Here is a 23,602-nt window from a genome sequence, read left to right on the forward strand (position 1 = left end):
GGACAGATTTTTAGGAGAGAAAAGGTCACAGTCCCCCCTTGGCGGGAGACTGTGACTTTTTTGCCGCTGTCAGGCGGTACAGATTGCTGGTAAGGCTGCCGTTGGCGCGGTGGCGCTGCCGCTTCTCAATGAGCTGCCTGTGTTCCAGATCTGCCAAGGCCCGCTGGACGGTGCGGGGTGAGAGGCCCAACTCACCGGCGATGGTCTTGATCCCCGGCCAGCAGACGCCGGAGGCATCCGCGCGATCCCGGAGGTAGATGTAGACCGTCTTTTCCCGGTGGCTCAGATCCTCGGCGTAAATAAAGTTAAATTTGCTCATTTGCTATCCTCCGTGTTGTAAGGGCTGTTTTCGCGGCGGTTCTGAATATTGCGGGCCAGCTCGTCGCGGTTCACATAGGAGATTTTTCTGGCCGCCCGCTCCGGCATCCGGTACCCATCGGGATCGAAGGTGATGCCCCAATCCAAAAACAGGCGCAGTCTCGTCCGCATGGGATGTGTTCCTGTTTTCATCACCACAAATTCGCCCTTGGGGATGGACTTCAATTCGTCTGGCGTCATGAGCGGGCGCTCCATCATCTGCAAGGACTGGCTGCTCTCCTTGCCCTGGCTGACGGAGCCGGAGAGCACCGTGCGGCTGCCAAGGGCGGCGGAGAGTGCTTCGGCGGTTTTGCTCTGGGGCGAAAAGCCACCGAAGATGGTGTCCTGGCAGTTGTCACATATAATTTCCGCGCCCTCTTTTCCGTAGTTCTTTTCCAGTTGGGCAAGGCTCTGGATGATGGGCACCAGCGTCAGCCCGCGGGAGCGGCCCGCACTGAACAGGGGCAGGATGTCGAAGGGCGGCATGGTGCCCAGCTCATCGCAGAACAGCACCACGCGGTTCTTGAGCCTGCCGTCATGCTCGTCCGCCACGGAGAACAGCTCACGGGAGAGGTTCTGGATCATAAGTCCCGCGATGAAGTTCTTGGCGGGGTCTTCCTCCGGCAGAATGAGAAAAATGGCGCACTTCTCCGAGGCAAACATCTCCGCGTTGATGGGGCTGTCGTAGCAGATGACCTGCTCCAACTCCGTATCCAGAAAGGCGTTCAGGCGGGAGAGAACGGTGGACATGACCGAGGCCATCGCCTGATCTGCCGCCGTCAGCGCCGCGCCCGCCAGCCATCGTGCCTTATGCTCCGGCGGCAGAATGTCCACCAGCAGTTGAAAGCCGTTCCTGCCCCGTGAGCTCGGCATCGCCAGCAGATCCTGCACCAGCTTGAAGGCCGACACGATATGCCGCTTTTCCGGCTCTCCGTCCTTTGGCGGCACGAATTCCGCCAGCAGCAGCACAACGGCCGTCAGCAATCCCTCGGCGCTGTCATAGAAGTAGGCGTTATCACCGTATTGGGAGGCGTCACCGTCCGGGCTGATGATGGTCTTGGCAAGGATCTTGGCGTATTTTTCCGCCTTGGCCCGCGCCGCCAAGTTGGACGGATCTGCTCTCGCCAGATCCATGTAGTGATTCATCAGTGTCAGGAAGTTGAAACCGTCCGAGCGGGTTGGGTTACGCAGGTCGATGACGGATACCCGGTAGCCGTAGTACCGGGAGGCGATGGCACCGTAGTTCCGCGCCAGATCCCCCTTGGTATCCAACGCCAGATAGCTCATGCCGCAGGCGCAGGCGTATTCCAGATTGGGGTACAAGAAAAACGCCGTCTTGCCCACGCCGGAGGCACCGATCATCAGACAGTGGATGTCATCGCTGTCCACCAGCGCCCGGATATCCCCCTGCTCCTCGATCATCTTTTTGACTTTTGAAAGCACCTTTGATTTTTTCTTCGGTCTCCGTTTCGGCTTTCTCGCCACAGGACGGCGCAGCTTTTCCAGCAGCTTGCGGGAGGTTTTCCGCAGGAAACCTCCCTTGCTTTTACGTTTTCCGCCGCCCACGCTGCCGAGGATGAGCCCCTGCTCCGTGGGCAGCTCCTTCCCCTTGCGCCAGCGGCGGGGGCGGAAGGGTACGGTGTGATAGGTCTTGCCGATCTCCTTGGGCGTTGCCCACCGCGCCGTGCCGTGCTGACCGTCGCCCACCGTCTTGCTCTTGATGCGGTCAAGGGAGTAGCTCTTGGAGAGGAAGGATGCCATGAGCAAAAACACCAGCAGAGCGCCGCAGAGGGCGAGGAAGATCCATGTATCCCCGTTCATGGCTGGCTCTCCTTTTTCTCAAATTTGGCGCGGAGATCGTCGTTCCAGTCCTTGCGTACCGGACAGAGCCGCTCCACCTCCAAGCCCATGTCCTCCAGCGTGTCCGTCATACGGTCGCAGGCGTCATTGCCCGCGTCATCGTTGTCGAGGCAGAGGTACACCGTGTCCAGCTTAGGGTTCTGCCGCAGCCGTTCCAGCACCGGCTGGATGGATGTCCCGCAGCAGGCGACGTAGCTGTGCTCCTGCCAGCCGTATGGGTAGAGGGTGATGTGGGACAGGAGATCGATGGGCGCCTCAAATACATAGAGGGACTTGTCGGTCCCGTCCTTATGAAAACAATGCCCGCTGGCGCTGCTCTCAATGTTCATACGGAACACCCGTCCCTCGCTGTTGGTACTGCGGATGTGGGCGTGTTTCGCCTCGCCGCTGCCATCCAGCCCCACGAAAACGCAGTTGTGATGGACGTCCTCATACAGCAGCTTCTCACGCACAAAGCCAGTGATGACGTCCCGGTCGATGTGCCGCTGGCGCATGAGGTAGGCATACATACGCCGCATGGTTCCGTAAGGCTCCGGCAGAGCGAAGGGCTTCGGAGCCTCCTTTGCGGGCTTTGCCTGCTCATACGATTTTCCATTCTTTCTGCCCAGCAAAAGCAAAACCGCCTCCTGATAAGGGAGACGGTAATAGCGTTGCGCGAAGCTGACGGCATAGCCGCCCTCGCGCTTGGAGTGGTCGAACCACTTGTTGCCCCGGACGGTGATGCTGGGATCGTTGGGCGTGCGGAACTCCCGGCCGGAGCGCACGGGGCGTTCCCCCTGGGCGCGCAGCAGAGACACGAGATCCGTGCTTTGCGCCCGCGCCTTTTCCTCCGGCGTAAAATAAATATATTTGCTCATGATGTGTCCTTTCAAAATTCTGCTTTGCGCTACCTGAACATCTGTTCTTCGTGGTCGTCCGGCTTGTGTCCCATCGCCAGCCGCTTGCGCTGCAATTCCTGACGGCGCTTGCGGTCAATCTGCAAGCCGCGGTGGATCTGGTCGATCTTGCTGTTGTCCTCAAAAATTCCGCTCATGTGATGCAGCATCCGCACGACGGTTTCGCCCACCGTGGGAGCATGGTAATCTGATTCTACCGGTGCATGTTGTTCTGTTTGACCGGACTGCTGTGAAGGCATCGGAGGTGTCTCGTCCGCAGGCGGCGCAGCATCCTTGGAAGCGATAGCATCAGCGGAGCCGGGATCTTCCGATGTGGCGCTGGCCGCACGGTCAGATTTGGGCTGTGCGGGAACGGCTGGTGCTGTGGATTCTACTTTGGCATTCTTGGCCGCCGCGGAATTCTCAGGCGAAATGGATTCCACCGATGTGGCAGAAGTTCTCTGTGCATCCGCACACCTCTGCCGCTCAGCCATCCATTGCAGTGTTTCCTGAATGACCATGTTGCGGACGCTCCGGAACTCCTTTTGCTGGGAGAGCGTCAGACGCTTGGGCGGTCGTTGATCGTAGTCCAGACACACCTGCTCGTAGAGCGTCTGCCACGTTTTGTATGCGGCGGACACCCGCTCATCCTTCGCCAGCTCCTCCACGATGGCGTCCACGATGGCCTTGACCCTTGGCGGCAGGTAGCCGTAGACCTTTCGGCCCTTGACCGTCAGCAGGCGTTCCGCCAATTCTTCGGTGAGCTGCTCCAGCCGTGGGTTATCCACTGCACCATGTTTCAGTTGAGCGATGCATTCCACCATGGCCTTGCGCGTCTGCATCTGGAGTTCCTGACGCGCGATGTCCTTTTGCTGGTAGATGTGCATCCGATCCGCATGATAGATCCGTCTGGCGAAGACGGACTTCACCTGCCGGATGCCCTCCTTGGTGAGATACCCTTCCTTGGGGTCCGCGGAAAAGATGATCATGTGGATATGCACCTGATTTGGCTTCTGGTGGAACGCAGCATACCAACGCAGGTTTTCCGGTCGGATCTTATACGCCTTTGCGATGTCGCAGATGGAGGCGTTCACCAGAGCTTGCCAGTTTTCCGCGCTGTCATAGCCCAGCCGCTCTGCGTCCTCACGGCGCAGCGCGATCACCGGCGTCCACACGTTGCCCGAATGCTCCGCCACTTCCCGTACCGCCTGCGCGAGATTTTGTACCTTACCGTGAGCGTCCCACAACCCGTGCTCGCCGTCCTTCTGGACGTCGGGACGGTGAGAGATGTAGTCGATGAAATTTTCCTTTTGCTCCAGCGCCTCCATGTAGTCTTCCCGCACCTGCTGGATGAACGCGGAGGCGCTGCCCTGAGTGGGGTGATCCAGATATTCCTCGTACTCAATGAGTTCCCAGCAGGAGGGGAAGGACTTCAGCAGCCGCGTGATAAAATCCCGCTGCTTTTTTGTGGCGGGGAGTATACTGCGCTCGTCCGCCAGCAGCTCCACGCCGGGACGGGTGGCGACGTAGCGAGTACGCTGGGCCAGCTTCGCGGCGTTCTGTCCGCCCTTGAGGTAGGGCGAGATCAGTACGATCCGGGCCATGTGTCATCCGGCTCTATGCGCCGCTGGCTCCGCACCGCGTTTTCAAAACTCACCTGACCGTTGGTGCGTTTCACCTCATCCACGGCGTAGGCCCGCAGCTCCCGCGTGTGGATGGGATCGGTACGGAAGTGGGCGGCGATGGTGTGACAGAGCATATTCAGCTCCACCGCGCACTTGAAAAGAATACGGCAGAGCCGATTGTTGTTGTCGTCCAGCGTACCCTGAATGGCGGTGAGGATGGCTTGGGAGAGGTAGGCGGTGTTGTCCTCGGTACCGAGATAGCCCATGTAAAAGCGCAGGGCCTTGTTGATAAATTCGCTGCGGTTTTTGCAATTATCCGCGGCCAGCCAGCCGTCCATACGGGGAACCAGCTTGGCATCCAGCCATACCACTGTGCGCTCGATCCGCTTTTCGTCATTTTCCTGCATTTTTGCAGCACTCCTTTCTGAAAAGGCGCAACCTCTTGTCACGCCTGCGTTTTTGCGGGTAAGGTGCACCTGTTTTCCATCAAAACCCGCAAAAGGTGCACCTTGTCCAAACCTCTGAAAGCCCCGCACTGCGGGGCTTTGTGGCTGAGAGGGGCCCAGTTAGGGGCACCTCTCTTTATCTTGTGCTTTTATCGAACGGGTAAATAAGGGGCGAAAACCTCCGAAACGGGGCATGGCCGGGAGGGAAGCACCCATCCCCAAAGGCTCGGTTTCCCACAGCCGGAGCGGTATTCACCGGGCCTTTTCACACATCGCCCACAAACGCCGCAACGTTCGTTTCAAGAGGCTGCGGCGGATACACACGCCACCCCAGCCCATAAACGCGCACACAGCGGCTCACAGGGCGAAACACGGGGGGAAACGAGGAGCCGCCCCATGTGGGGCGGCTCGGCTGTATGGAATCGCTCTGGTCAGGCGCAGTTACACCTGTTTTTCCTCCTCCGTTTTTTCAATCCAGTCCAGCAGGTTCTGCGTTTCTTCCAGTGTCCTCGCCATGTTGTAGAGAACCGTGCGCCCTTTCGTGCTCTCAGTGCGCAGGGATGTTTCAAACAGATCCCATACATTATCCAGTGTTTCCGTGCCGGTAGCATGCATGGGCAGTTCTTCTTCCGGAAGAATGTGCTGCACAACGCCGCCCTCTCCGGCTTTTTGAATCGCCAATCGTTCATGTTCGATGAGTGCGAGCGCCTCCAGCGTTGCGTCTGCTGGGAGTTCCCACGCCTCACCGATCTCCATGATGCTCTCACGGTACAACTGCACGTCAAACGTTGGATGAATCACCAGCATTGCCAGCGCCTCCTTTGCCAGACGCATTTGTAGTTCCATTGCGGCTTCTGTATTCATTTCAAATTCCTCCTGTTTATTTTTTGTGTAGCGCGCTGCGCAAACACAATGGCACAGCGGCAGTCGGAAAGCTATTCATGAAATCCAACAAAATTTTTCGTGAGGTTTTGCGCCTTTCCATATCGCAGAAAAACCGAGGAAGCAGAATAACAGCCGCCGAACTGCGGCTGCCCGCCAAGGGCGGGTTGACGCGGTTCGTCGGTGCCGCGGCCCCGCTGGGCTGCGCAGCCTGGACGCTGTTGTTTCTGCAGCCGTGAGCGTTTCAGCCTTGCTGTGTTTGTGCCTACAGTTTCATCACCGGACCCTGCCGCTGTTCCGGTTCCTCTCGGAGCTGCTGTGCGTAGTCGTGGAGACTCATACCAGTCTGCTGTTGACAGTATTCCTCCATCTTCCGCAGCAGAACATCCTGCTCGGCTGCGTTGAGCCGGTAGCTCCAGGTTTCCTCTGTGCCATCCGCTTTGCAGAGATTCAGTTCCAGCGTGTCGCAGGGGCGGTTTTTCTCCATGTCGTAGTTGGCGTAGATGTTGAGCCAGTCATCGTTTTTATCCGTGCAGACGAAGGTGCCGAAGGCTGCATCCACATCGAACTCCGTCCGCACATAAAAATTGAGCTTGCCGTCCATCTCGATGATCTCATCACCGAAAGAAAAAATCCGCGCGGAGAGGTGTCCCGCCGAGGTGATTTCCTTACCGCTCAGATGATCCAGCAACTTGCGCCACTGATCATCGCTCGACGCGAATTGTGACCGGGTGGCATGGTACGCCGCCACGGATACATCCCGCATCGCCCAGGTCTGCCAACCGTCCATGATGTGAACGGCGGAGAACTCCCGCTTGTCGAAGTTGAGATCAAACACGCCGCGCACCTTGCCGGTGTTCTCCATGCGAAGGGCGGTGAGCGCGTTGTACTCCTGCACCGTGATGGGATGCCCGTCCGCGAACAGCTTAATGAACAGATCCGGCGCGGAGCCTTTCTCCGCAGTGACATAGCCGCGCAGCTTTACTGCGGCATCCAGCAGTTCCTCACCGGGGGAGGTCTTGAAGTACCACTCCTGCCCGTTCTCTACCACATGGTAGGCGGCATAGGTGCGGGCTGCTTCCTCCTCCGCGCGCCGTGCGGCATCCTCCGCGTAGATTTCGGCACTGATGCGCTCGTACTCACGCTCCGGGAGTTGGTTGCACATCTCATCCAGTACATCCTCCAGATGCTCCCGCAAGGTTTCATCCTTGAGATGCTTTTCAATGGCATCCTTCCATCGCTGGTCGATCCACAGCGTGATGTCTACATGATCTGCCATCTCACTCACCATTCCTTTCGTCAGTGGGCTGCGCCAACGCGGTGGGAGGCTCCTCCCGCGGCTGCGGCTTTGCCGGTCTTGCCGGACGGCGGGGACGGGCAGCGGGCGCCGCGCGGCTGGCGAGGTATTCCCGCACCGGCTCCGGCACCTCGGATTCGTAGAGGCATTTGAGCAGCTCCTCCAATTGCGCCTGTACACTGGTGTTCTTCTTTTTGAGAGAAAATTCGAGAGCGGCAAGCTGCTCGCTCTCGAATGAGATCGTGACATTTTCTTTTTTCATGATTGTTATTCAACCTCCTCGTAGTAGTCACGGAGTTGGAAGCCCAGCGCCTTCATGTCGCTGTGCTCCATGCTTTTTTGGTGTTTTTGTGTTGTGGGTGGTATCACTACCCTCCGGCGGTCGTGCGCGGTCTCAATTATCCCCGCGCGGGGTTTTCCGACGGGCAGAAACGGCCTTTTCACACGCCTTTCTGCTTGCCTCTTTTTGCGCTTCACTTGCGATCCGCGGCGACACGATCCTTATCCATGATTTCGGGATGGCGTAGTCAACTGCCCGCCCGCTGCGGGACACTTTGACGAGCCTGCAATCCTCCGGTCTGTCCCGCGCCAGCGCTTCCAGCTTCTGACGCAGTACCTTGTTGTGGGTGTAAATCACGGCGGTCTTTTCTTCCTCGTTGAAGCCGATAATGGTTTCCTGCTCGTAGCGAGCCATGTTCATAATCATTTCCTTCCTTTCAGCCTTTCGGCAGATATGCCCTTGGATTCGTCCGCTCCCCATTGACACGTGCCTCGAAGTGGAGGTGCGGACCGGTGGAGCGCCCGGTGCTGCCGGAGAGGGCGATGATGTCTCCCGCCTCCACCGTCTGGCCCACTTTTGCCAGCAGCTTGGAGCAGTGGCCGTACAGCGTGGTGAGCCCGTTGCCGTGGTCGATCATCGCATATCGAATTAAGCCGGATGCGAGTGCCGGAGGGATACTGTTCCTTGATGAAATTCACCATTTTTCTGTCCATCACTTTATACCTCCCATTGTCATGCCCTGATCGGGCATTTTTTGATATTCCTCCAACTGACGGGGATTTTCCTCGCCATAAAGATTAAAGACGATATCGTCCACAGCCTTGCGAACAGCAGGATCATCGGTCAGCACTTCGTAGTGCAGACCTGTGGTCGGGCGATACGGAAGCTCCTCCCGCACACACTTGAGAAAGGCTTCGGCATCGGTAAAATCCTGTGCATCGCCGTTGGCATAGGACACGCGGCCCACCAGGGGCTTGTCCCGCGCCGTGTTCTGCCGCTGGACGGCCAAATCGTAAGCGGTGAGGTAACCATTGTAATCTCCAGGGGACGGATTACAGCGCAGACAGAAGCGGTAATGTTCCGTTTCCACGATGTAGCCGTAGTTCTGTACATAGCCGCCGTCGATTTTACCGCCGTGGTCATAGCAAAAAAGCTCCATAGCGAAGCGGCTTTTCAGCACATCTTCGCGGAGCTTACCAACGATCTGCTGCAACTCCGCTTTGAACGCGGGACTGTTCAGTTCCTCCGGGCCACGGGGCCACCAGGTATGCCAGAACTCGTTTCCGCTGCGCCCGAAGTCCATGCGGACACAGCCGACAGTGCCAAGGCGCTTATCTTCTTCGGGGGGCTGGGCATAAAATAAGCCCGCCTCATCCGGGCGGGCAGGTCGGATATGGAATTGTGTTGCATCTTTCAAGGTTAAGATCTCCTTTCAGTGTAGAATTTGGTTTTACACATTTTGGGGGGTGTGCTATGATGTGGCAAACAAATCGGAAGTTGTGAGGGAAAAATGGAAAATATCAGAGTAACCGCTTTATTTGAGGAGGGCAACCAAAATAAAAACAAATGTTCTATTAAGAATGCTGCACTGGTTGGCTATCATCAAAAACTCTGCGGAGGAAGTTACTTATGTGGGATACGGAACTGTTGATTTAGCGGGGTTTACTGGTACAACATAGGTAGTATAAGCGGATAAAAAAATTCAAAAAAGGAGAACATTGAATATGCAATTTTTCAAGAAGAATCAAAAGCGGATTGTGATATTTTTCCTATTTGCAGTACTACTGGTAGGTGTACGACTGACGATTGGTAAGTTGCAGGAAACGATTGATAACTCGCCAGAGGCGAATGTCAGGATAACATCTACGGGAATTGATGTAGAAAATCATCAACTTCTTCTAGATGCCGCTGTACCCCTAAAAGGCTGGAAGAAGCCTGCTCTGCTTCTTGAAACGGAGGATACCTCTACGGAAATTTCCTTAACGGAGACAAAAAGCGATTTATTCATCGGCTCTTTTAGGGTGCCCTTGGATCAGCCAAACAGCTTTCAGCTCTACCTGACGGATGAGGGGACTGTTCAAAAGCGCCTTCGTGATTGCGACAATGCAATAACACTGCTTCCGGTGCATTTTAGAAAATATAATCTTTTGACCCCAAAGTTTAAAGCGGGAAATCTCGGGAACGGAGTTATTACCACCGAAGTGAGTGATATTTGTTTAGAGGGCGACGAAGATGGCAGCTGTACCGTAGAACTACGTGTGTACTGCAATGGCATTTTGACCAAGGTAGCGCCTGCTACACGGGATGCAGAAAGCGGCCTCTATTGTTCGGAGCGTATAGAAGTACCGTGTAGACGGAGAGACGCCCTATGGTTGACCATTGCCTATCAGGATACTCAAAATATCGAATGCGAAGTTACTCTTGGACGCTGGGAGATTACCGACAATGGTGATGTCCAGCGTAAGCCTGAGCTGGCGCAAGATATTTACCCAACTTTGACTTGGCCGGAGGAAAATAGCAAAACGGCGTAGCTGTAATGAATCTTTCTCATCTGGCGTTCGAAAAGCAATAGCCAGTAAAATTTTAATAGGCGGCATCATAGTCATCCTGGAAATAATGTCCGTGATGGACGCCCTCGCGGTCGAAGTCCCACTCCCAAGTCACAAACTGGACGCCGCGCTCGCTGGGGTGGCCCGCCAGCACTGCGTCACCGAAGTCAGCAAGGACGCGGTAGTCACCAGTGAGACCGCTGGCTTTGAGCCGCGGCGCGGTTTCCAGAATCGCCATGTACTCCGAAGTCGTTTTGGCGGTGTCGATGACGCTTTGCAGCGCATCCTGCGCCCGGACGCTGTCCACACACTCCTGCCGGTACAACACGCTGCCCTGCCGGAGATGCGGCAGAGACGCCCTTTTTCCCCGCAGACGGGCAGGTGGTGATCCTCGATGGGCTCTACCGTGAAACCGTTTTGCCGCAGCCGGGTGGCGGTTTCTTCAAGGAAACGGAGCTGCGCGGTTTCGTTCTGATTGTTCATTTTGGAGTCCTCCTCGTAAGCAAAAAAATAAGCCGGAGCATCCTGAAATGCTCCGGCCGGTTGACGGATTAAGTTGTGAAATGAAAAAGGGCGCCCTTTTGATGGCTTCGACGAAACCAACAAACAGACGCCCGAAAGATCGTATAAAATTTTGAGGAAAGATCGCTCTATTCTGCGCCCGCAAAAAGGGCGCTTCTCAGGATTTTGCCTTTGAATCTGTGAAAAGGGGAGTTCAAATCTCCCCGGTTACCAAAATAACGCGAAAATATCTTTTTTCTGAGCGCAGAATTTGAAATAAAAAAAGGCGGCAACCCTTTGGTATTCTAAGCGTTGCGCTTAAAATATCCGAATTGTTGCCACCTTATGGCGCAGAAGGAGGGATTTGAACCCTCGCGGCGTTTTTTAGACACCCTACTCCCTTAGCAGGGGAGCCCCTTCGGCCTCTTGGGTACTTCTGCAGATACGATATTCACTGATTAAAGATGTGGCGGAGAGAGTGGGATTCGAACCCACGGACGCTTGCGCGTCGCCGGTTTTCAAGACCGGTTCCTTCAACCGCTCGGACATCTCTCCATCATGGAAAGGCGCCATCCGTCGGACGCCTGATTATTATACTATATCGATTGGCGATTTGTCAACAATCTGCTCCCATTTTTATTTTTTTAATTTTTTTCATTTTAGGGGTTGCATTTCCAGAAACAGTATGCTATTATAACTGAGCTGACTTCGAGCAGCACATTTCCGGGTGTGGCGCAGTTGGTAGCGCGCTTGACTGGGGGTCAAGAGGCCGTGAGTTCAAGTCTCGCCACTCGGACCAATCGAAGCATCCAATTTGGATGCTTCGATTTTTTTACTTTCACCGACATCTCCCCTGGCTTGTTTGTGACTGACCGCACACATTGCCCGCTCGGCAATGTGTGCGGCCTTATTGTTCAGAATATACCGGCGGAAACAAACACAGCATCCATGTTGTACAGATTGCGGCGGGCGTCTTCTGATTCGCAGTCCCCCCTGCTCTTCCGCTGCCGACCTAGCTGTCCGGAGATTGCATGCCATGACCGGCCATCTAAAGATTTCCCCATTTTGAAACTTTTTTCGACAAACCGGCGTCTATTAGGTAGAGCAGAACCAAAAGCAACAGATCACATAGGCGCCCGAGGAGGACTCCCATGGTTTATACAAATGATAGAGCCGCAGACGTACATAGCTCAAAAGGGCGGCGTAGAAAGCGCTCCCGCAGACTGCGCTGGCCTTTGAAGCTTTTCTGCATGTGTCTGGTATTGTCTGCCGTGGTTTTGACTATACGCACAGTGAGATCCTTTTCCGCCCCCATGTCTGCGTTGGAGCCTGCGGAACAACTGACGGAGCAGCACCCGGAGTCTTCGCTGCAGGAACCCGATGCCCTGCCGCCGGTCGAGCTGAATCCGGCCCCCCAGTCCGGCGCCGTTACTCCGGATGACTGGCAGATCCTGCTGGTGAACCGCTGGACCCCTTTGCCCGATGGATACACGTTTGAACGGACAAAGCTGAAGTATGGCCACTCGGTGGATTCCAGAGCATACCCGGATCTGCAGGAGATGATGGACGACTGCCGGGCAGCGGGATTGGACCCGGTGATCTGCTCGTCCTACCGGACACAGGCCAAGCAGCAGGAGTTGTACGAAAACAAGCTCCAGCGTTTGATAGAAGAGGGATATTCATACGAAAACGCCGTCACGGAGGCTGGAACTGTGGTAGCCGTGCCGGGCACCAGTGAGCACCAGACGGGCCTAGCCCTGGACATCGTAGACGCCTCCTATCAGATTTTGGACCAGGGGCAGGAAGACACCCTGGTCCAGCAGTGGCTGATCGAGCACAGCTGGGAATACGGTTTTGTCCTGCGCTATCCCAACGCCAAAAGCGAGATCACAGGCATTATCTATGAGCCCTGGCACTACCGCTATGTGGGCCGGGAAGCCGCCCGGGAGATGACGGAGCTTGACCTGTGCCTGGAGGAATACGTGGACTGGCTCTCCGCCCAGTGAGCCATCGTATATATGCAAACGACGCCTTGGACAGATACGATGTCAAAGGCGCCGTTTTGTCATGGTTCGTCGTGCTCACTGCCGTCTGGCCGTGCGGTAATCGTCGCCGGGCCGGTAGAAGGGACAGTCCCGTGTGCCGCCACGGAGAAACCGCTCCATTTCGTCCTCGTCCAAGTCCGCTTCGCAGACGTAAGCCGCCAGTTCCTCGTCGTAGTCGTAGTAGACACACTCCTCGCAATTTGCCGACATGCTCTCTCCTCCTCACAGCAGGACGGCGTACAGGCCGTCCACGTCCAGTCTTTCCCGGATCACCAGGGCCTCCAGATCCGCCCGGGCCGACGGCGGCGCAGACCAGCACATCCCGCAGCCGGCGGTGATGCTCCGGGGCACCGGAATCAGCCGCCCCGGCAGCCCCGCCGTCCGGCAGGCCCGCTCCATGGCCATGGCCCCGGTGGTGGTGGCGAAAGTTACCACGAACCGCTCCTCTTTTTTCCGCATGGTCAGACTGCCTCCGCCGCCAGGATACGGACCGCCTCTGCAGCCGCGTCGGTCTCTGCCTCTGTATTGAAATAGGACCAGGAGAACCGCACCGCGCCCTGGTCCTCGGTCCCCAGCGCCCGGTGGAGCCGGGGGGCGCAGTGGGCGCCGGGCCGGGTGGCGATCTCAAACCGCTCCGCCAGCTCGTCCGCCACCTCCGAGGAGTCCAGATCAGCGATATTCAGGGACACGATAGGCGCCCGGAACTGTACAGCAAAATTCCCATACACTTTTACGCCAGGAATGGTTCTAACGGTTTCATAGAACCGCCGGGCCAGGACGGACTCGTGCGTGCGGACTGCGTCCCAACCGGTACGCTTCAGAAACGCCAGAGATGCTCCCAGGCCGGCAATACCATGGCTGTTGAGGGTCCCCGCCTCCAGCCGGGTGGGATAGGCCTCCGGCTGGGTCTCAGAGTAGCTCTGGACGCCGGTGCCGCCCACGGCAAAGGGGCGAATCTCCACCCCCGCTCCCACACAGAGCCCGCCAGTGCCCTGGGGGCCCATCAGGCTTTTGTGGCCGGTGAAGCACACCACGCTGATGTGCTGCCGTTCCATGTCAATGGGAAATACCCCTGCGGTCTGGGAGGCATCCAGAATGAACAGAAGCCTGTGCTTCTGGCAGAAGTTCCCCACCCGCTGGATGTCCATCAGATCCCCCGTCAGGTTGGAGCCGTGGGTGCACACCACTGCCTTTGTATTCGGCCGCAGGAGCCGCTCAAAGTCCTCATAGTCGATCCGCCCCTGCCGGTCTGCCGGGACGAAGTCCACCGCCCCTCCCTGCGCCCGCAGTCTGTACAGCGGACGCAGAACCGAGTTATGCTCCAGATCTGTGGAGATCACATGGTCCCCCGCCCCCAGCAGGCCGGAGATGGCGATGTTCAGCGCCATGGTGGAATTGGGCGTGAAGGCCACACGGTCCGCCCGGGAACAGCCGAAGAGAGCCGCCAGCGCCTGACGGACGCCGTAGATGCTCCGGGCCGCCTCCAGGGCCTCCGGATGGGTGCCCCGGCCGCTGTTGCCGTAGTCATTCATGGCCGCGGCCACCGCCTCTGCCACACCGGGAGGCTTGGGCCGGGTGGTGGCGGCGTTGTCCAGGTAGATCATGGCTTGATGACCTTCCCGGCATTGGCCAGGGCCTCCACAATGGCGTACATATTCGTGACGCCGCCCACAGCCAGCTTCTCCGCCAGACCGTAAAAGTTCAGGCAGGTGCCGCAGGTGAGGATCTCCACTCCCTGGGCCTCCATATTCCGCAGGTCCTCCAGGGATTCGGAACCCTCCACCGTCAGCTTGGCACCGCCGTTATAGAACAGGACGGTCCTGGGCAGCCGGGGCAGCTGGCTCACGGCAAAAAGGAAGCTCTTCATCAGCAGCTTCCCCAGTTCGTCGCTGCCCCGTCCCATGGTCTCTGAATCCACGGCCACCACCAAGTCGCCCCGGGCGTCCGGAACACAGGTCAGAGCAGGTTCCTCCGCCGGGGCATCTCCCACCGGCTCCGCCACTTCCATGGTCACCACAAACAGGTGCTCTCCCTTCTTCTCCGCCTGGACCGGCAGGTGGTTCCCCGCCGCCATGCGGGTCAGGTTCTGCACCGCGATCTCATTGTCCACCCGGACCTCCAGCGTTCCCGGCTCTCCCAGCTCCCGCAGGGCTTTCGTGGCCTTCACCACCGGAATGGGGCACGGCTCCCCCACAGCGTCCACGATCACAGTTTTCATCTTGTTCTCCTCTCCCCGCCCCTCGGCGGCTGTGTGTTTCATCCGTTCGCCTGCAGCAGGACGGAGGATTTAGAGCCCGTCCCCAGGCGATCTTTCCGTCTGCATACCGCTCGACCACCAGCCTAACGCTGCCCGCGCGCACAGAACCATCGTCCGGACCGGCAGGGACAGTTCCGCTGCGGAGCGGTTGCCGCTCCTTCTAGGCGGGACGGCACTCTACGGCCATTGTATCGTCTCTTTCCTGGAAAAGCAAGGGATGTTTTTTGAAAAGAACATCGCTCTGCCTGTCTGTTTGGGAAAATCAAGGACTGTTTTTCCGTTTTTTGGGCAAATTTCTTGACAGAGACATGGATGTGCTCGTAAAATAGGACACATCTATAGCACCGCAAAATTCGACGCGGTAGAGTTTATGAAGATTTGAGGCTGTTGATATGAAGACCCCCTTTGTCACAAAGGACCAGCTGGAGGCCATCGCCGCCCAGTACCCCACCCCGTTCCACATCTATGATGAGCAGGGCATCCGGGAGAATGCCCGCCGCCTGCGGAAGGCATTTGCCTGGAATCCCGGCTACCGGGAGTATTTCGCCGTGAAGGCCGCTCCCACCCCTGCCCTGCTGAAGCTGCTGCACGAGGAGGGCTGCGGCTGCGACTGTTCCTCCATGACGGAGCTGATGATCTCGGAGCGGTGCGGCATCACCGGTGAGAACATCATGTTCTCCTCCAACGATACCCCGGCGGAGGAATTCCAGATGGCGGACCGGCTGGGCGCCATCATCAACCTGGACGATCTGACGCTGGTGGACTATCTGGAGCGGTCCATCGGCCATGTGCCGGAGAAAATCTGCTGCCGCTACAATCCCGGCGGCGTGTTCACCCTGGGCGAGACCCGGGAGGGCTTCCAGGTGATGGACAATCCCGGCGACGCCAAGTACGGCATGACCCGCGCCCAGATCGCGGAGGCATTTACCCGCCTTTCCGCCATGGGCGCCAAGGAGTTCGGCATCCACGCCTTCCTGGCCTCCAACACCCTGTCTAACGACTACTACCCCGCCCTCGCCCGCATTCTCTTCCAGCTGGCAGCGGAGCTGAAGGCGGAGACCGGCGTCCATATCACCTTCATCAACCTCTCCGGCGGCGTGGGGATCCCCTACCGTCCGGAGCAGCCTGCCAATGATATCGCCGTCATCGGCGAGGGAGTCCGCCGGGCCTATGAGGAGGTGCTGGTGCCCGCCGGGATGGGTGACGTGGCCCTGTATACCGAGCTGGGCCGCTTCATGACCGGTCCGTACGGGCATCTGGTCACCCGGGCCATCCACGAAAAGCACATCTATAAGGAGTACATCGGCGTGGATGCCTGTGCCTGCAACCTGATGCGTCCGGCCATGTACGGGTCCTACCACCATATCACCGTGATGGGCAAGGAGGACCAGCCCTGCGACCATAAGTATGACATCGCCGGCAGCCTCTGCGAGAACAATGACAAATTCGCCGTGGACCGGATGCTGCCCAAGATCGACATGGGGGACCTGTTGGTGATCCACGACACCGGCGCCCACGGCTTCTCCATGGGCTACAACTACAATGGCAAGCTCCGCTCCGCCGAGCTGCTGCTGAAGGAGGACGGCTCCGTGGAGCTGATCCGCCGGGCGGAGACGCCGGAGGACTATTTCCGCACATTGGTCTGGTGAGGAAACCGCCCAGTCCCGCAGCAACGGATCAAAATCAAAAGCGCCACCGCAGGAGCGGCGGCGCTTTTTCTGTTTTTGTCAGGCGGAGGCACCTGTCTGGTCTTCAGCAGTGAAGTAGACGAAGAAAGTCTCGCCGGTGCTCTCCTCCCCGGAGTCATCCACAAACTGCTCCAGATAAGCGATGGAGAAGTCCGTAAAACCGGAGGGTACCTCATAGACCAGCTCGCCGCTGCGCTCCTCGTCCACGGCCATGGGATATGTACCGGGCAGCTGGTTCTCCCCCACCGGCTCCACTTCCGTATAGGTCTCCATGTCTGTGGTGATGGGATAGGCATAGGCGTCATCGCCGTCGTCCCACTGGACCTGGAAATCAGTGTCATACATCTCAATGCTCTGCTCGAAGGTGTTCTTTACGGTGATGTCCGCCACCAGCAGTACGTTCCCCTCCCCAGGGGTACGGCCCGCGTAGTCGCTGGTAAGGTATGCGCTGTTGACTGTGAAATCAAAGAAGTAGGTCTCCATGGTGTCGCCGGTGCGGCCCTCGCTGGAGCCGCTTCCGCCGCAGGCGGTCAGCCCCAGTGCCATCACCACAGCCGCCGCCAATGCAAACAGTCTCTGTTTCATTTCACTCTCTCCCTTGCCAAAAAATAGATCCGGGCCTCCGCCGCCCCCGGCAGAACGCCCCACGACCAATCTCAGTGTACCATGGCGCCCAGCCGGGCGCAACTGCCGTTCAAAAAAATTTTTCTCAGCGCGGAGGCTTCCCTTTGTGCACCTTTATCGGGTGGGGATGATCTCGATCCAGTATCCGTCGGGATCTGCCACAAAATAGATCCCCATGGCAGGATTCTCAAAGCAGATGCAGCCCATGGCGGCATGCTTGGCGTGGGCCGCCTCATAGTCCTCTGCCCGGAGGGCCAGATGGAATTCGCACTCCCCAAGGTCATACTTCTGGGGATGGTCCCGCAGCCATGTCAGTTCCAGGCGGAAGTCCGTCTTTCCATCCCCCAGGTAGACGATGATGAAGCTGCCGTCGGCCGCCGCCTTCCGCTCCCCCACCGGCTCCAGGCCCAGGGCCTCCTTGTAGAACGCAAGAGATTTGTCCAAATCCGCTACATTGAAATTGAAGTGATTGAATGTCAGCATAAGCTCCTCCTGATCGCCGGGGGCCCTCTGCCTCCGGCTTGGTTTGGGTTTAGTATAGCATTTCTGCCCCCTCCGGGGCAAGGCCCTTTCCAAACCCTGCCCGCCGCTTCTTCTTTTTATCCATGTTATACAATTTCCAGAGAAAAATTTGTCGGCTTTTGGCTTGTTTTATAGTTGCCTCCTAAAGTGCACGATGATAAACTTCTAATTGTTAGACAATGCTAACTTTTGAGGAGGAACGTTCCGATGACACTGGACAAGCTGCCCCTGGGGCAGGAGGCCGTCATCACGGCTGTGGGCGGCGAGGGCGCCCTGCGCTGCCGCCTGCTGGATATGGGGCTGATCCCGAAGACCCGCGTGCGGGTGGAGAAGGTCGCACCCCTGGGCGACCCGTTGGAGCTGCGGGTGCGGGGGTACTCCCTGTCCCTGCGGAAGGAGGACGCCGGGAAAATCGAAGTGGAGGTGGCCGAGACATGATTTTCGCACTGGCCGGCAACCAAAACTGCGGCAAGACCACGCTGTTCAACCAGCTCACCGGCTCCAACCAGCACGTGGGCAATTTCCCCGGCGTGACGGTGGATCAGAAGTCTGGCGCCATCCGGGGGGAAAAGGACTGCACGGTGGTCGACCTGCCGGGCATCTACTCCATCCGGCCCTATACGCCGGAGGAGATTGTCACCCGGGATTTCATCCTGAACCAAAAGCCCGACGGCCTCATTAATATCGTGGACGCCACCAATATCGAGCGGAACCTGTACCTGACGCTCCAGCTGATGGAGATGCGTATTCCCATGGTGCTGGCCCTGAACATGATGGATGAGGTCACCGCCGGCGGCGGCACCATCGACGTGAAGGGAATGTCCCAGGCATTGGGCATCCCGGTGGTGCCCATCTCCGCTGTGAAAAACCAGGGCGTGGACGAGCTTGTGAAGGTTGCCGTCCAGACTGCCCGGACCAAGACGCTGCCTACGGTGTACGACTTCTGCTCCCCCGGACCGGTCCACCGGTGCATCCACGCGGTGGTCCACCAGATCGAGGATCACGCGGAGGCTGCGGGCCTTCCCGTCCGATTCGCCGCCACCAAGCTCATTGAGGGAGACGAGGACATCGTGACCCGCCTGGCCCTGGACCAGAACGAGCTGGAGCTCATTGAGCACAGCGTCAAGGAGATGGAGGACGAGTGCGGCATGGACCGCAATGCCGCACTGGCGGATATGCGCTACACCTTCATCGAAACCATCTGCTCCGGCACGGTGGTGAAGTGCCGGGAGTCCCGGGAGCGGGCCCGCAGCGAGGCCATCGATCGGGTGGTGACCAACAAATACCTGGCCCTGCCGCTGTTCTTCGCCATCATGCTGGGCATCTTCTTCCTGACCTTTGAAGTCATCGGCGCCTTCCTGTCGGATCTGCTGGCCGCGGGGATCGATGCCCTCACCGCGGCGGTGGACAGCGGCCTCGCCGCCTATGGATTGAACCCCGTGGTCCACAGCCTGGTGATCGACGGCGTGTTCGCGGGAGTGGGCAGTGTACTGAGCTTTCTGCCCATCATCGTGGTGCTGTTCTTCTTCCTCTCCATTTTGGAGGACACGGGCTACATGGCCCGTGTGGCCTTCGTCATGGACCAGCTGCTGCGGAAGATCGGTCTCTCCGGCCGGAGCATTGTCCCCATGCTGGTGGGCTTCGGCTGCTCAGTGCCCGCCATCATGTCCACCCGGACACTGGCCTCGGAGCGGGACCGACGGATGACCATCCTGCTGACGCCCTTCATGAGCTGCTCTGCCAAGATCCCCATCTACGGCGTGTTTTCCGCCGCCTTTTTCCCGAATCATGCCGCCCTGGTGATGATCGGGCTGTACATCCTGGGTATCCTGGTGGGCATCGTGGCGGCCAAGGTGCTGGGCACCACAGTCTACAAGGGCAACCCCGTGCCCTTCGTCATGGAGCTGCCCAACTACCGCTTCCCCTCCGCCAAAAGCGTGTGGCAGCTGTGCTGGGACAAGGCCAAGGATTTTCTGACCCGAGCCTTCACCATCATCTTCGTGGCCACCATCATCGTCTGGTTCCTCCAGACCTTTGACACCCGGCTGAACCTGGTGGATGACAGCGCCGACAGTCTGCTGGCCACCGTGGGTGCCTGGATCGCCCCGCTCTTCGCTCCTCTGGGCTTTGCCGATTGGCGGGTCTCCACTGCCCTCATCACCGGGTTCATCGCAAAGGAGTCCGTCATCTCCACCCTTGGAATCCTTACCGGGTCCGGCGCGGATGTCAGCACCGCCGCCCTGGGGACGCTGTTCACCCCTGTCACTGCCGCCGGGTTCCTTGCCTTCACCCTGCTGTACACCCCCTGCGTGGCCGCCATCTCCGCAGTGAAGCGGGAGCTGGGCTCCGGCTGGAAGGCCGCCGGTGTGGCGTTGAGCCAGTGCGTGATTGCCTGGATGGTGGCCTTCCTGGTCTACCACATCGCGGCGCTGCTGCTGGGATAGAGGAGGCTGCCATGCTGGAAGTTTTGATCCTGGCGGCCCTGGGCGTCTGGCTGGCGCTTGCCCTCCGTTCCTGCCTCCGCCGCAGAGGAAAGGGCTGCGGCGGCTGTGATGGCTGCTGTGACCGCTGCGGCGGTGCCTGCCGCAGCGCCCGCCGCTGACATACCCCATATTGTCGGTAAAACGGCCCCGGCGGAATGTTCCGCCGGGGCCTTGTTGAAAAGAACCCCCGCCGGCTGTCTCCGGTGGGGGTTCGCCTCATGTGTCCAGCAGCACCGTGCCGTCCGGCAGGATAAACCGGTCTGTGGAGGGGGTGCTCAGATCTGCCGTCAGGGATGCCATGCGGTAGATGGTCTCCCCCTCCAGCAGCCGTTCCGACGCTACCAGTAAGCCTGTCTCCACGCTGACCCAGTACCGTTGGGTGTAACCCTCCGGATCCTGGACCGTCTCCACGTAAATGCAGTTCACATCGGAGACGCTGCGGTAATCCGCGGCGGCGATATCCTCCACCGGCAGGTCCAGGATGGTCTCATAGGTGGGGATGGCTTGCTCGTCATCCGGGGTGATGTCCCCCGCAGGGGCGCTGTAAACGCTGCTCTCACTGCCATACCAGATATAAGTGATCTCCCCGTCGGTGATGGTGTGGCGAACCTGTCCGTCCGACAGGGAGCGATCTGTCCGTGTCCAGCGGCCGCTGACCGTGACGGTGGTCTCAAAGGAACCGCTGCCGCCGTCCCACAGCTGCTCCACCCGGATCACCCGGCTGTACTGCCGCGGGCGGGTCAGCGTCTCAATGGCGGTCTGCACCGTCTCCGGCGTCACCGCGATCACTGTCAGGGCGTCACCGCCGGAGGCATTGGTATCATCCTCTGTCTGTCCGGGGGAGCTCCCCTCCTCCGGCAGCGTGATATGGGAGGAGCGGCGCAGACTGTTGCTGAACATCAGGATCAGAACCATCACCACCAGGACAATAAAGCCCGCGGTGATCCGGTTCAGCTTCCGTTTCTCCATCTCCGCCCTCCTCTCTCAGGGTGCCGTCCGCGGCAGGTCAGACGCCGAATTCTGCCGGCCGATCCCGCCGCAGGCCGAACTTCCACTCGATGGCATCGGCAATCCGGCGGCAGGCATGGCCGTCACCGTAAGGATTCACCGCGTGGGCCATGGCGTCGTAGGCGCTCTTGTCCCGGATCAGCCGCTCCGCCATGGTGACGATGTCATCCTGTACCACGCCGCAGAGCTTCACGGTCCCGGCCTCTACCGCCTCCGGCCGCTCCGTCTCCCGGCGCATCACCAGCACCGGCTTGCCCAGGGCAGGGGCCTCCTCCTGGAGACCACCGGAGTCTGTCAGCACCAGATAAGACCGGGCCATAAGGTTATGCATCTCGTCCGCCGGCAGCGGGTCGATGAGATGGACCCGGGGCGCGCCCCGAAGATAGGTGTCCACTGCTTCCCGCACCACCGGGCTCAGGTGCACCGGGTACACCAGCTCCACGTCCCGGTTCTCCTCGGCGATCTGCCGCAGGGCCAGCATGATGTTCTTCATCGGCTCGCCATAATTCTCCCGCCGGTGGCAGGTAACAAGAACGATCTTCTTCTCCCCATAGGGCAGCTGATTCAGCTCCTCTGTGGAAAAGCGGTAGTCCGGCCGGACCGTGGTCTTCAAAGCGTCGATGACCGTGTTGCCGGTGACGAACAGCCCCTTGGTAATACCCTCCCGCTCCAGGTTGGCCCGATTGTTGGCGGTGGGACAGAAATACAGGTCCGCAATGGCGGACACCAGCTTCCGGTTCATCTCCTCTGGAAAGGGAGAATACTTGTCATAGGTTCGCAATCCTGCCTCCACGTGCCCAACGGACACCTGATGGTAAAAGGCTGACAGGGCACCGGCAAAGGTGGTGGAGGTGTCCCCGTGAACCAGGATCATATCCGGCTTCAGGGCGTCGATGGCCTCGTCCATGCCGGTGAGGCACTTGCTGGTGATGGTGGACAGCGTCTGCCGGGGGGTCATGATGTCCAGATCCCAGTCCGGCTTCACCTGAAAGACCTCCAGCACGCTGTCCAGCATCTGCCGGTGCTGGGCGGTGACGCAGCAGAGGCTCTCGATCCCCTCCCGATTCGCCAGCTCCTGCACCAGGGGGCACATCTTGATGGCCTCCGGCCGGGTGCCGAAGACGCTCATGATCCGCAGCTTTTCCATTTACTTCTCCTCCGTCTTTCCATCATCCTCCGGCTTGTCCGCTGGATGATGGCCGTGGTGGCCGTGCTCCTTCAGCTCCTCCAACTCTTCGTGCAGCTCCTCTTTGACCTCCTTGGGGAACACCACCCGGGCGGCCACCACTGCCACGATGCACAGCACCAGGAACAGCAGCATGGCCCGGCCCTCCCCACTGGTAGTCAGCACCACGGCGCTCAAGCCCAGGATGGCAGAGATCACGTACAGGGTAGCCACCGCCTGCTTCTGGTTCAGGCCCATGTCGATGAGCCGGTGGTGGATGTGGCTCCGGTCGGCGTGCATGGGGCTCTGGCCGTGGGCGATGCGGCGGATGAAGGCAAAGGCGGTGTCAAAGATGGGCAGTCCCAGAATCAGGAATGGCACCGCAAAGGAGATGATGGCATAGAACTTGAACAGGCCCTGGATGGACATGGTGGCCAAAATGTAGCCCAGGAAGGTGGCGCCGGTGTCGCCCATAAACATCTTGGCGGGGTTCATGTTGTAGGGCATGAAGCCCACGCAGGCCCCCACCAGGGCCGCCATCACCACAGCCACCTGAAACTGCCCGCCAATGAGGGCGATCACCAGCACTGTGGTGGCGGAGATGGCGGAGACGCCGTTGGCCAGGCCGTCCAGGCCGTCGATCAGGTTCACCGCGTTGGTGATGGCAACAATCCAAAGCACCGTCAGGGGCACGGAGAGATTTCCCAGCACCCAATAGGGATTGTCCGAAAAGACGTTGGGGTTGGAAAACGCCTGGATCACCACGCCGTGGGTGGCGGGGATCAGGGCGGCCACGATCTGCACCACAAATTTCAGCAGCGCCGGCAGGGCCATGATGTCGTCCACCACGCCCAGCACCACGATGATAACGGCTCCCAGCAGGATGCTGCGCATCTCGGCCGTGATCTCCACAAACAGCAGGATGCTGACCATGAAGCCGATAAAGATGGCCAGTCCCCCCAGCCGGGGGATGGGAGTCTTGTGCATCCGGCGGGCGTCCTTGGGTACGTCGATGGCCCCCACCTTGTAAGCAAAAGTCTTGACGATGGGCGTCATCAGAAAGCTGACGACCAGCGCCACCAGCAGCGCCAGCAGCGTATAGGCGATCAGCCGGTTTTCGATCAACATGATGTCTCCT

The 23,602-nt window shown here is 58.9% G+C and carries 27 protein-coding genes, 3 tRNA genes and 1 pseudogene; 8 read left to right on the forward strand and 23 right to left on the reverse strand.

Features of this window, described 5'->3' with window-relative positions:
- Nucleotides 1–25 precede the first annotated feature (25 nt).
- The 6 genes from DN611_RS07415 to DN611_RS07440 form a co-directional block, all read right to left on the reverse strand.
- On the reverse strand, nucleotides 26–319 hold the full coding sequence (locus tag DN611_RS07415; RefSeq protein ID WP_119310994.1) for a helix-turn-helix domain-containing protein: 294 nt from the start codon (nucleotides 317–319) through the stop codon (nucleotides 26–28).
- Complete coding sequence (locus DN611_RS07420) at nucleotides 316–2,178, reverse strand: type IV secretory system conjugative DNA transfer family protein (protein WP_442950791.1); 1,863 nt, start codon at nucleotides 2,176–2,178, stop codon at nucleotides 316–318. Before DN611_RS07420 ends, DN611_RS07415 begins: the two co-directional genes overlap by 4 nt.
- Complete coding sequence (locus DN611_RS07425) at nucleotides 2,175–3,074, reverse strand: DUF3991 and toprim domain-containing protein (protein WP_119310995.1); 900 nt, start codon at nucleotides 3,072–3,074, stop codon at nucleotides 2,175–2,177. Before DN611_RS07425 ends, DN611_RS07420 begins: the two co-directional genes overlap by 4 nt.
- 29 nt (nucleotides 3,075–3,103) lie before the next feature.
- A complete protein-coding gene (gene mobP3, locus DN611_RS07430; protein ID WP_119310996.1) occupies nucleotides 3,104–4,696 on the reverse strand; it encodes a MobP3 family relaxase in 1,593 nt (530 codons plus the stop codon).
- Nucleotides 4,678–5,124 (reverse strand): hypothetical protein, encoded by a 447-nt coding sequence (locus tag DN611_RS07435; protein WP_119310997.1) that lies wholly within the window; start codon nucleotides 5,122–5,124, stop codon nucleotides 4,678–4,680. The genes mobP3 and DN611_RS07435 overlap by 19 nt, the downstream gene beginning before the upstream one ends.
- Nucleotides 5,125–5,604: 480 nt before the next feature.
- Complete coding sequence (locus DN611_RS07440) at nucleotides 5,605–6,027, reverse strand: hypothetical protein (protein ID WP_119310998.1); 423 nt, start codon at nucleotides 6,025–6,027, stop codon at nucleotides 5,605–5,607.
- 77 nt (nucleotides 6,028–6,104) lie between these two features.
- Between DN611_RS07440 and DN611_RS07445 the strand changes: the two genes are divergently transcribed.
- Nucleotides 6,105–6,284: a hypothetical protein gene (locus DN611_RS07445; protein WP_119310999.1), complete on the forward strand. Its 180-nt coding sequence runs from the start codon at nucleotides 6,105–6,107 to the stop codon at nucleotides 6,282–6,284.
- A 26-nt stretch (nucleotides 6,285–6,310) separates the two neighbouring features.
- Here DN611_RS07445 and DN611_RS07450 read toward each other — a convergent pair whose 3' ends face one another.
- The 5 genes and pseudogenes from DN611_RS07450 to DN611_RS07470 all read right to left on the reverse strand — a co-directional run bounded on the left by DN611_RS07450 (nucleotide 6,311) and on the right by DN611_RS07470 (nucleotide 9,039).
- Entirely contained in the window at nucleotides 6,311–7,324 is a 1,014-nt protein-coding gene (locus DN611_RS07450; protein ID WP_119311000.1) for a hypothetical protein, read from the reverse strand.
- A gap of 1 nt (nucleotide 7,325) precedes the next feature.
- Nucleotides 7,326–7,604: a DUF6103 family protein gene (locus tag DN611_RS07455; RefSeq protein ID WP_119311001.1), complete on the reverse strand. Its 279-nt coding sequence runs from the start codon at nucleotides 7,602–7,604 to the stop codon at nucleotides 7,326–7,328.
- Nucleotides 7,605–7,736: 132 nt separating this feature from the next.
- On the reverse strand, nucleotides 7,737–8,042 hold the full coding sequence (locus tag DN611_RS07460) for a hypothetical protein (RefSeq protein ID WP_119311002.1): 306 nt from the start codon (nucleotides 8,040–8,042) through the stop codon (nucleotides 7,737–7,739).
- Nucleotides 8,043–8,058: 16 nt separating this feature from the next.
- Nucleotides 8,059–8,265, reverse strand: a pseudogene (locus DN611_RS07465) (M23 family metallopeptidase); the annotation flags it as partial.
- 69 nt (nucleotides 8,266–8,334) lie between these two features.
- Nucleotides 8,335–9,039 (reverse strand): hypothetical protein, encoded by a 705-nt coding sequence (locus DN611_RS07470; protein ID WP_119311003.1) that lies wholly within the window; start codon nucleotides 9,037–9,039, stop codon nucleotides 8,335–8,337.
- A 307-nt stretch (nucleotides 9,040–9,346) separates the two neighbouring features.
- Between DN611_RS07470 and DN611_RS07475 the strand changes: the two genes are divergently transcribed.
- The gene (locus DN611_RS07475) at nucleotides 9,347–10,153 is read left to right on the forward strand and encodes a hypothetical protein (protein WP_119311004.1); all 807 of its coding nucleotides are present in this window, start codon (nucleotides 9,347–9,349) and stop codon (nucleotides 10,151–10,153) included.
- 52 nt (nucleotides 10,154–10,205) lie between these two features.
- On the opposite strand, the gene DN611_RS07480 is transcribed toward DN611_RS07475, so the two are convergent.
- The 3 genes from DN611_RS07480 to DN611_RS07490 all read right to left on the reverse strand — a co-directional run bounded on the left by DN611_RS07480 (nucleotide 10,206) and on the right by DN611_RS07490 (nucleotide 11,227).
- Nucleotides 10,206–10,499 (reverse strand): hypothetical protein, encoded by a 294-nt coding sequence (locus DN611_RS07480; RefSeq protein ID WP_145985075.1) that lies wholly within the window; start codon nucleotides 10,497–10,499, stop codon nucleotides 10,206–10,208.
- A 519-nt stretch (nucleotides 10,500–11,018) separates the two neighbouring features.
- Nucleotides 11,019–11,112 (reverse strand) — tRNA-Ser (locus DN611_RS07485).
- A 27-nt stretch (nucleotides 11,113–11,139) separates the two neighbouring features.
- A tRNA-Ser gene (locus tag DN611_RS07490) sits at nucleotides 11,140–11,227 on the reverse strand.
- A gap of 168 nt (nucleotides 11,228–11,395) precedes the next feature.
- On the opposite strand from DN611_RS07490, the gene DN611_RS07495 reads away from it, so the two are divergent.
- Nucleotides 11,396–11,471: transfer RNA gene (locus DN611_RS07495), tRNA-Pro, on the forward strand.
- Nucleotides 11,472–11,985: 514 nt separating this feature from the next.
- Nucleotides 11,986–12,678: a M15 family metallopeptidase gene (locus DN611_RS07500; protein WP_119311006.1), complete on the forward strand. Its 693-nt coding sequence runs from the start codon at nucleotides 11,986–11,988 to the stop codon at nucleotides 12,676–12,678.
- Between the two features lie 75 nt (nucleotides 12,679–12,753).
- Here DN611_RS07500 and DN611_RS16800 read toward each other — a convergent pair whose 3' ends face one another.
- The 4 genes from DN611_RS16800 to yedF are packed head-to-tail and all read right to left on the reverse strand — an operon-like array spanning nucleotide 12,754 to nucleotide 14,977.
- Entirely contained in the window at nucleotides 12,754–12,927 is a 174-nt protein-coding gene (locus DN611_RS16800; protein ID WP_021749945.1) for a DUF6472 family protein, read from the reverse strand.
- 12 nt (nucleotides 12,928–12,939) lie between these two features.
- The gene (locus DN611_RS07505) at nucleotides 12,940–13,176 is read right to left on the reverse strand and encodes a DUF3343 domain-containing protein (protein ID WP_119311007.1); all 237 of its coding nucleotides are present in this window, start codon (nucleotides 13,174–13,176) and stop codon (nucleotides 12,940–12,942) included.
- A gap of 2 nt (nucleotides 13,177–13,178) precedes the next feature.
- Complete coding sequence (locus DN611_RS07510; RefSeq protein ID WP_119311008.1) at nucleotides 13,179–14,321, reverse strand: aminotransferase class V-fold PLP-dependent enzyme; 1,143 nt, start codon at nucleotides 14,319–14,321, stop codon at nucleotides 13,179–13,181.
- Nucleotides 14,318–14,977, reverse strand: coding sequence for a sulfurtransferase-like selenium metabolism protein YedF (yedF, locus tag DN611_RS07515; protein ID WP_021749942.1), 660 nt, complete (start codon nucleotides 14,975–14,977; stop codon nucleotides 14,318–14,320). Before yedF ends, DN611_RS07510 begins: the two co-directional genes overlap by 4 nt.
- A gap of 389 nt (nucleotides 14,978–15,366) precedes the next feature.
- On the opposite strand from yedF, the gene DN611_RS07520 reads away from it, so the two are divergent.
- Complete coding sequence (locus tag DN611_RS07520) at nucleotides 15,367–16,623, forward strand: diaminopimelate decarboxylase (RefSeq protein ID WP_021749940.1); 1,257 nt, start codon at nucleotides 15,367–15,369, stop codon at nucleotides 16,621–16,623.
- 78 nt (nucleotides 16,624–16,701) lie between these two features.
- On the opposite strand, the gene DN611_RS07525 is transcribed toward DN611_RS07520, so the two are convergent.
- Together DN611_RS07525 and DN611_RS07530 are read right to left on the reverse strand one after the other, a co-directional pair.
- Nucleotides 16,702–17,247 carry a DUF4352 domain-containing protein gene (locus tag DN611_RS07525; protein WP_025544618.1) on the reverse strand — a complete coding sequence of 182 codons (546 nt, stop codon included), beginning with the start codon at nucleotides 17,245–17,247 and terminating at the stop codon, nucleotides 16,702–16,704.
- A 153-nt stretch (nucleotides 17,248–17,400) separates the two neighbouring features.
- Entirely contained in the window at nucleotides 17,401–17,769 is a 369-nt protein-coding gene (locus DN611_RS07530) for a VOC family protein (RefSeq protein ID WP_119311009.1), read from the reverse strand.
- A gap of 246 nt (nucleotides 17,770–18,015) precedes the next feature.
- Between DN611_RS07530 and DN611_RS07535 the strand changes: the two genes are divergently transcribed.
- The 3 genes from DN611_RS07535 to DN611_RS07545 are packed head-to-tail and all read left to right on the forward strand — an operon-like array spanning nucleotide 18,016 to nucleotide 20,410.
- Nucleotides 18,016–18,246, forward strand: coding sequence for a FeoA family protein (locus DN611_RS07535; protein WP_119311010.1), 231 nt, complete (start codon nucleotides 18,016–18,018; stop codon nucleotides 18,244–18,246).
- Nucleotides 18,243–20,252, forward strand: a complete 2,010-nt coding sequence (gene feoB, locus DN611_RS07540; protein ID WP_021749935.1) for a ferrous iron transport protein B — start codon at nucleotides 18,243–18,245, stop codon at nucleotides 20,250–20,252. Before DN611_RS07535 ends, feoB begins: the two co-directional genes overlap by 4 nt.
- Before the next feature lie 11 nt (nucleotides 20,253–20,263).
- The gene (locus tag DN611_RS07545; RefSeq protein WP_021749934.1) at nucleotides 20,264–20,410 is read left to right on the forward strand and encodes a hypothetical protein; all 147 of its coding nucleotides are present in this window, start codon (nucleotides 20,264–20,266) and stop codon (nucleotides 20,408–20,410) included.
- A gap of 97 nt (nucleotides 20,411–20,507) precedes the next feature.
- On the opposite strand, the gene DN611_RS07550 is transcribed toward DN611_RS07545, so the two are convergent.
- From DN611_RS07550 to DN611_RS16990, 3 genes are read right to left on the reverse strand one after another with little or no spacing between them, the layout of a single operon-like run.
- Complete coding sequence (locus DN611_RS07550) at nucleotides 20,508–21,260, reverse strand: hypothetical protein (RefSeq protein WP_119311011.1); 753 nt, start codon at nucleotides 21,258–21,260, stop codon at nucleotides 20,508–20,510.
- Nucleotides 21,261–21,297: 37 nt separating this feature from the next.
- Nucleotides 21,298–22,446 carry a non-hydrolyzing UDP-N-acetylglucosamine 2-epimerase gene (gene wecB / locus DN611_RS16985; protein WP_025544616.1) on the reverse strand — a complete coding sequence of 383 codons (1,149 nt, stop codon included), beginning with the start codon at nucleotides 22,444–22,446 and terminating at the stop codon, nucleotides 21,298–21,300.
- Nucleotides 22,447–23,592, reverse strand: coding sequence for an MraY family glycosyltransferase (locus tag DN611_RS16990; RefSeq protein WP_021749931.1), 1,146 nt, complete (start codon nucleotides 23,590–23,592; stop codon nucleotides 22,447–22,449).
- Between the last annotated feature and the right edge of the window lie 10 nt (nucleotides 23,593–23,602).

It is taken from the genome of Oscillibacter sp. PEA192, from assembly GCF_003574015.1.
Taxonomy (GTDB): Bacteria; Bacillota; Clostridia; order Oscillospirales; family Oscillospiraceae; genus Oscillibacter; species Oscillibacter welbionis.

What these genes read in the sequence shown, in the direction of transcription:
- DN611_RS07525 (WP_025544618.1), bottom strand. Translation starts at nt 17,247, where the DNA reads ATGAAACAGAGACTGTTTGCATTGGCGGCGGCTGTGGTGATGGCACTG.
- mobP3 (WP_119310996.1), bottom strand. Translation starts at nt 4,696, where the DNA reads ATGGCCCGGATCGTACTGATCTCGCCCTACCTCAAGGGCGGACAGAAC.
- DN611_RS07505 (WP_119311007.1), bottom strand. Translation starts at nt 13,176, where the DNA reads ATGCGGAAAAAAGAGGAGCGGTTCGTGGTAACTTTCGCCACCACCACC.
- DN611_RS07445 (WP_119310999.1), top strand. Translation starts at nt 6,105, where the DNA reads ATGAAATCCAACAAAATTTTTCGTGAGGTTTTGCGCCTTTCCATATCG.
- wecB (WP_025544616.1), bottom strand. Translation starts at nt 22,446, where the DNA reads ATGGAAAAGCTGCGGATCATGAGCGTCTTCGGCACCCGGCCGGAGGCC.
- DN611_RS07450 (WP_119311000.1), bottom strand. Translation starts at nt 7,324, where the DNA reads ATGGCAGATCATGTAGACATCACGCTGTGGATCGACCAGCGATGGAAG.
- DN611_RS07535 (WP_119311010.1), top strand. Translation starts at nt 18,016, where the DNA reads ATGACACTGGACAAGCTGCCCCTGGGGCAGGAGGCCGTCATCACGGCT.
- DN611_RS16800 (WP_021749945.1), bottom strand. Translation starts at nt 12,927, where the DNA reads ATGTCGGCAAATTGCGAGGAGTGTGTCTACTACGACTACGACGAGGAA.
- DN611_RS07550 (WP_119311011.1), bottom strand. Translation starts at nt 21,260, where the DNA reads ATGGAGAAACGGAAGCTGAACCGGATCACCGCGGGCTTTATTGTCCTG.
- yedF (WP_021749942.1), bottom strand. Translation starts at nt 14,977, where the DNA reads ATGAAACACACAGCCGCCGAGGGGCGGGGAGAGGAGAACAAGATGAAA.
- DN611_RS07545 (WP_021749934.1), top strand. Translation starts at nt 20,264, where the DNA reads ATGCTGGAAGTTTTGATCCTGGCGGCCCTGGGCGTCTGGCTGGCGCTT.
- DN611_RS07415 (WP_119310994.1), bottom strand. Translation starts at nt 319, where the DNA reads ATGAGCAAATTTAACTTTATTTACGCCGAGGATCTGAGCCACCGGGAA.
- DN611_RS07510 (WP_119311008.1), bottom strand. Translation starts at nt 14,321, where the DNA reads ATGATCTACCTGGACAACGCCGCCACCACCCGGCCCAAGCCTCCCGGT.
- DN611_RS07435 (WP_119310997.1), bottom strand. Translation starts at nt 5,124, where the DNA reads ATGCAGGAAAATGACGAAAAGCGGATCGAGCGCACAGTGGTATGGCTG.
- DN611_RS07425 (WP_119310995.1), bottom strand. Translation starts at nt 3,074, where the DNA reads ATGAGCAAATATATTTATTTTACGCCGGAGGAAAAGGCGCGGGCGCAA.
- DN611_RS07460 (WP_119311002.1), bottom strand. Translation starts at nt 8,042, where the DNA reads ATGAACATGGCTCGCTACGAGCAGGAAACCATTATCGGCTTCAACGAG.
- DN611_RS07520 (WP_021749940.1), top strand. Translation starts at nt 15,367, where the DNA reads ATGAAGACCCCCTTTGTCACAAAGGACCAGCTGGAGGCCATCGCCGCC.
- DN611_RS07420 (WP_442950791.1), bottom strand. Translation starts at nt 2,178, where the DNA reads ATGAACGGGGATACATGGATCTTCCTCGCCCTCTGCGGCGCTCTGCTG.
- DN611_RS07455 (WP_119311001.1), bottom strand. Translation starts at nt 7,604, where the DNA reads ATGAAAAAAGAAAATGTCACGATCTCATTCGAGAGCGAGCAGCTTGCC.
- feoB (WP_021749935.1), top strand. Translation starts at nt 18,243, where the DNA reads ATGATTTTCGCACTGGCCGGCAACCAAAACTGCGGCAAGACCACGCTG.
- DN611_RS07530 (WP_119311009.1), bottom strand. Translation starts at nt 17,769, where the DNA reads ATGCTGACATTCAATCACTTCAATTTCAATGTAGCGGATTTGGACAAA.
- DN611_RS07500 (WP_119311006.1), top strand. Translation starts at nt 11,986, where the DNA reads ATGTCTGCGTTGGAGCCTGCGGAACAACTGACGGAGCAGCACCCGGAG.
- DN611_RS07440 (WP_119310998.1), bottom strand. Translation starts at nt 6,027, where the DNA reads ATGAATACAGAAGCCGCAATGGAACTACAAATGCGTCTGGCAAAGGAG.
- DN611_RS07475 (WP_119311004.1), top strand. Translation starts at nt 9,347, where the DNA reads ATGCAATTTTTCAAGAAGAATCAAAAGCGGATTGTGATATTTTTCCTA.
- DN611_RS16990 (WP_021749931.1), bottom strand. Translation starts at nt 23,592, where the DNA reads ATGTTGATCGAAAACCGGCTGATCGCCTATACGCTGCTGGCGCTGCTG.